The organism is Prosthecobacter sp. (genome assembly GCF_049294395.1).
Lineage (GTDB): Bacteria > Verrucomicrobiota > Verrucomicrobiia > Verrucomicrobiales > Verrucomicrobiaceae > Prosthecobacter.
In genome coordinates this window covers 1-4,375 of the sequence record NZ_JBAQCR010000025.1, presented here as the reverse complement: position 1 = coordinate 4,375, position 4,375 = coordinate 1, and the positions used below count along the sequence as shown (strand labels likewise).

Genomic DNA, 4,375 nt, shown 5'->3' with positions numbered 1-4,375 from the left:
TGCGTGAGGTGAGGCTGGTACTATTCGGTCCCTGTGTCCTTTGTCGAGTACGCGCTGGGTTTATTCAGCTCATCTTCGGCGCGAAGCGCTTGAAAGCCCCTGAGCAAGCCGCCGCCCTGCATCCGCGCATGCAGGATCTGCCGCGCGAGATCCGTTGAACGAACCTCCTCCATGAAAACATCGCACCAAATACTGGCCCTCATGGCCGCCGCCCTCTGCCAGCTGCACGCCGCACCGCCTGAGCCCACGCAGCAGCCCGCCCTGCGCGCCGTGGATCTGCGCATCGGCGAAGCCGCCGAGGTGAAACTCGCGGACGGCAGCACCGCGAAGGTGACACTGCTCGATCTCCAGGAGAAGACCGACACCCTGTCCAAAGCCGTGCGCGAGGCCAAAGTGAAGGTGCAGGTGAATGGCGCGGAGGCATGGCTCACCAGCGCCAATTACCACCTGCCACAAAGCGTCGGCGGCGTGCAGATCGACTGCCCCATCACCCGCGGTTACAATGCGAACAGCGGCGAAGACTCCTGGGGGCTGGAGAAAGATGCGCGGCTGCGGCTCTGGCCTGCGGGCGCAGCGTGGATCGAGCCCGGCACCTTCGTCTATCCGCTCAAGCAGCGCTGGTTTGCCACCAGCACGCAGTTCGCCAACGAGCCCACCTACGTGGACGGCGGCGACAAGCCGGACCGCAAAAAGATCTACTACCACAACGATCTCGACTTCGGCGGCTGCGAAGGCCTCGTGGAAGTCGTCGCCGCCACAGACGGCCTCGTCGTCAGCGCGCGCGACCAGACGCTGGACGGCTACTCCCTCACGCCCGTGCGTCCGCGTTACGATGTGGTTTACGTGCTCGATGCCAGAGGCTGGTATTATCGCTACAGCCATTTCCACAGCATCGATGACGCCATCCAGCCCGGCACGCGGGTGAAGATGGGCCAGCGCATGGGCCTGCTGGGCAAGGAAGGCGCCAGCGGCGGGTGGTCGCACCTGCACTTCGGCATCAAGAGCCGCCAGCCCTCCGGCAAATGGGGCACGCAGGAGGCCTACGCCTTCGCGTGGGAAAGCTACGTGCGGGAGCACAAGCCCGCCCTCATCGCCGTGGCGCGTCCGCATCACCTCATCCGCGCCGGCGAAAAGATCACGCTCGATGCCACCAAGTCATGGGCCGCCGCAGGAAAAATCGCCAGCTACGAATGGACCCTCACCGACGGCACGAAGAGCAGCGCCGCGAAGTTTGAGCACACTTATACAAAGCCCGGCAGCTACAGCGAGATCCTCAAAATCACCGGTCCCGCAGGCGGCACCAGCTACGACTTCGCCATCGTGCAGGTCATCGGCGCAGACCTCGTGAACATCCCGCCCGCGATTCATCCCAGCTTCTTCCCCACCACAAATTTGAAGCCCGGCCAGCAGATCACCTTCAAAGTCCGCACCTTCCGCGATGCCGGCGGCGAGACCTGGAACTTCGGCGACGGCACCCCCACCGTCAGCGTCACCTCCGACGGCAACGCCAAAGCCCTCGCCCAAGACGGCTACGCCATCACCCATCACGCCTTCACCAAGCCCGGCGACTACATCGTCAGCGTGGAGCACGTGAATGCACGCGGAGAGAAGGCGCAGGGGCATCTGTGGGTGCGGATTGAGAAGTGACCACGGATTGGGCCGGCAGTTTCGGCAACCGTCATCCGTACATACCCTGCGGATCTGCATGCAGGGGACACCGCAGCCGCAGGCCGTCCGTGCTGGGAGCGCCGATGTTCCATCGGCTCCGGGCGAACGTCCCAACCGCTTCCGCACGAAACAAAGCCCTCAAGCAACCGCCTGGGTGGCTTGCGCATCAGGGGGCAGCGCCAGAGCCGATAAAATATCGGCGCTCCCAGCGGGCCCCAGCTTCCCGGTGCAAGTGTCACCCATGTTCCAGTTCAAACCCGCGCTACCGCCGCAATCCCAAAAGGGGGTCAGGGTGCAAATACTTGACAAAATGGCCCAGCCACTTCTGCGCTCTCACTTGCCACCCAGACGCAGACAACGTGCCGCCACAATCCATTCGCCACCACCGCAGCATCCGCTCAGAAAAGTTGACGTCCCACCCGCGCAGGCCAGTCTGCGGCACACCATGCCCACCACCCAGCCACCCGCGTCTCAGCCACGCCGCAGCCGCTTCTCCCTGCGCCATCTTCTTCGCTGCACCTGCCTCGTTTTCCTCAGCCTCCTCAGCGCGCCGCTGGCCGCGCAGCAGGTCCAAAGCACAGCCCAGGTCTTCATCCCGGCAGATGATACCAGCATCGGCTACTCCGGCTGCGTGCACATGGAGTTCGTGCCGTACGTGAAGGAGGATCTCTTGTCCGCCCCCAAGATCGCGCGCTTTGACCGCGTGCTCGACATCCCCGGCAAAGGCTACCGCTGGGACAACCCCGGCGCGCGCATCCGCTTCCGCACCGATGCCACGCATGTGAAGGCGCTGCTCCACTACAATGAGCTCCACATCTCCGCCAGCGCGCGCAACAGCAACGGCATCTACCTCATCGACGGCGCCGCGCAGCCCGCGTGGACCTTCCGCACCAAGGCCACCACGCCCAAGCGCGCCCCCGAAACCGTCGAGGTTCAGATGCCCGCCGTCGCCCCCGGCTTTCACGATTACGAGATCGTCCTGCCCTACGGCGACGCCGTCGATTTCCAGGGCCTGGAAGTCAATGCCGCCGCGAAGATGCAGCCACCGCCCGCGCCACCCGCTGTGCGCTATATCGCCTATGGCGACTCCGTCACGCACGGCTTCACCGCCAGCGCCATCGACAAAACCTACCCGTATCTGGTAGCTCAAAAGAGGGGCTGGCAGCTCATCAATCTCGGCCTCGGCGGCCGCGCCTCCAACGTGGTGGACGCCCACATCCTGAAAACCCTCAAGGCCGACGTCATCACCGTGCTCATGGGCGTGAACGACTGGCAGGGCGGCGGCCCCGTGGAGCGCTACCGCAAAAACATGACGGGCTTCTTCGATGCCATCCGCGCCGTGCAGCCCACCGTGCCCATCTACTTCATCACCACCCTCTGGGTGCCCCCTTCATGGAGCCCCAAGACCGCCATCGCCGATCTCGAAGCCTACCGCCAGGTCGCCCGCGAAATCGTCCTCGCCCGCCAAGACCCCAATCTGCACCTCATCGAAGGCCCCGACCTCATCGACCACGACCCCAAGTTGTTTGACGCCGTCGCGGTGCATCCCAATGACCAAGGCTTCGCGCAGATGGGGGAGAGGCTGGCGAAGCAGCTGCAGCAGCCGGGGAAGTGATGGGGGTGCTCAAATCAAATTGAATAGCGGCTTGGTTAGGCCCGCTTCTACTGGGTCAATGATTTCCACTCAGATGTGTGTGGTACATGCTTTACAGGTCGCTTGAATTGTCAAAGATCTGTGATAAAGAAAAATATCACGGCGAAGTGGAGGAATGAATAAGTGCATTTTCACGCTGCAACTATTTCCGGCACCAGTGGCTGCTAAATAAGAAATGGCACTATCGGAGATGACTGTGCATCTACTCACAAACGTGGAAGCGATCTTTCTATGAGAAGGCGCATCACATGCACAGCTGAACTAATTAAACTAGACTTACCTGATGAATCAGCCGCTGCAGCTAGTTCCATCATCTCGCTATCAACGGCATTTGGTGACGGAGCGACGCTTAGAATAGCGCGAAGATCAGCAACTCTTAAAATTTCATCGTCCCCCCCTCTGTTCATCAATGCCACTAGTTCGGGATGTCTATTGAGAAGCGGTGCATAAGCTGGCTGGTTTGCATCAATGTTCATGTTAGATACCAAATCGGCAAGGCTAAGAAGATAAGTGGGCCATCTGATATCCATGGCAATAAATTTCGCCAGTTTCACCAAGGTGATTCGTGGGCCAGTTGCACCTGGTGGTGGCGGATTGGCAATCCAATCTGAAGCAAGAAAGCCATGGAGGCGCAGTAAATTTAGCGCCAGTTTCAGCTTTCGAGGGTTGTCATCCAAGGCTGGACGAATTAGTTGAAGTGCCTCAAATAGCGAGTCTTCAGTTTGGAGCTGGTCGGCCATGGCTAAACGCTTAAAGCGGAGAGACCGTTCCTTTTTGCGTGAAGTGACATCCTCAATTGGCAGTTTGCTAGATTCCAAGGCGATAGTGGATGACTGTGTTTCAACAGAATTTCTTTTTATCCCAGCCGGATTTAAATTAATTGTGTTTTGCGTATTTGAAGGGAATTGTGTTGAAGCATCACTGCCTTCAGATACAGGCTGGGGTTCAGTTGAGTTAGTTCGCGTGGCTCTCTTCGATGCCTCGCCGGGTATGTAAGAGCGACCAGTAAGGCTGCAAAGATATCGCTCCATCCCTTCGTCTCCTGGCTGAGGG

2 protein-coding genes and 1 pseudogene are annotated in these 4,375 nt (G+C 60.1%); 2 read left to right on the top strand and 1 reads right to left on the bottom strand.

Features of this window, described 5'->3' with window-relative positions:
• Nucleotides 1–171 precede the first annotated feature (171 nt).
• Nucleotides 172–1,647 carry a PKD domain-containing protein gene (locus tag WAW39_RS01590; RefSeq protein ID WP_422315078.1) on the top strand — a complete coding sequence of 492 codons (1,476 nt, stop codon included), beginning with the start codon at nt 172–174 and terminating at the stop codon, nt 1,645–1,647.
• Nucleotides 1,648–2,113: 466 nt separating this feature from the next.
• The gene (locus WAW39_RS01585; protein WP_422315076.1) at nt 2,114–3,283 is read left to right on the top strand and encodes an SGNH/GDSL hydrolase family protein; all 1,170 of its coding nucleotides are present in this window, start codon (nt 2,114–2,116) and stop codon (nt 3,281–3,283) included.
• A gap of 245 nt (nt 3,284–3,528) precedes the next feature.
• Here WAW39_RS01585 and WAW39_RS01580 read toward each other — a convergent pair.
• Nucleotides 3,529–4,375: pseudogene (locus WAW39_RS01580) on the bottom strand (hypothetical protein); the annotation flags it as partial.

Excerpts from the sequence above, each read along its gene's own strand:
- WAW39_RS01590 (WP_422315078.1), top strand. The coding sequence starts at position 172 with ATGAAAACATCGCACCAAATACTGGCCCTCATGGCCGCCGCCCTCTGC.
- WAW39_RS01585 (WP_422315076.1), top strand. The coding sequence starts at position 2,114 with ATGCCCACCACCCAGCCACCCGCGTCTCAGCCACGCCGCAGCCGCTTC.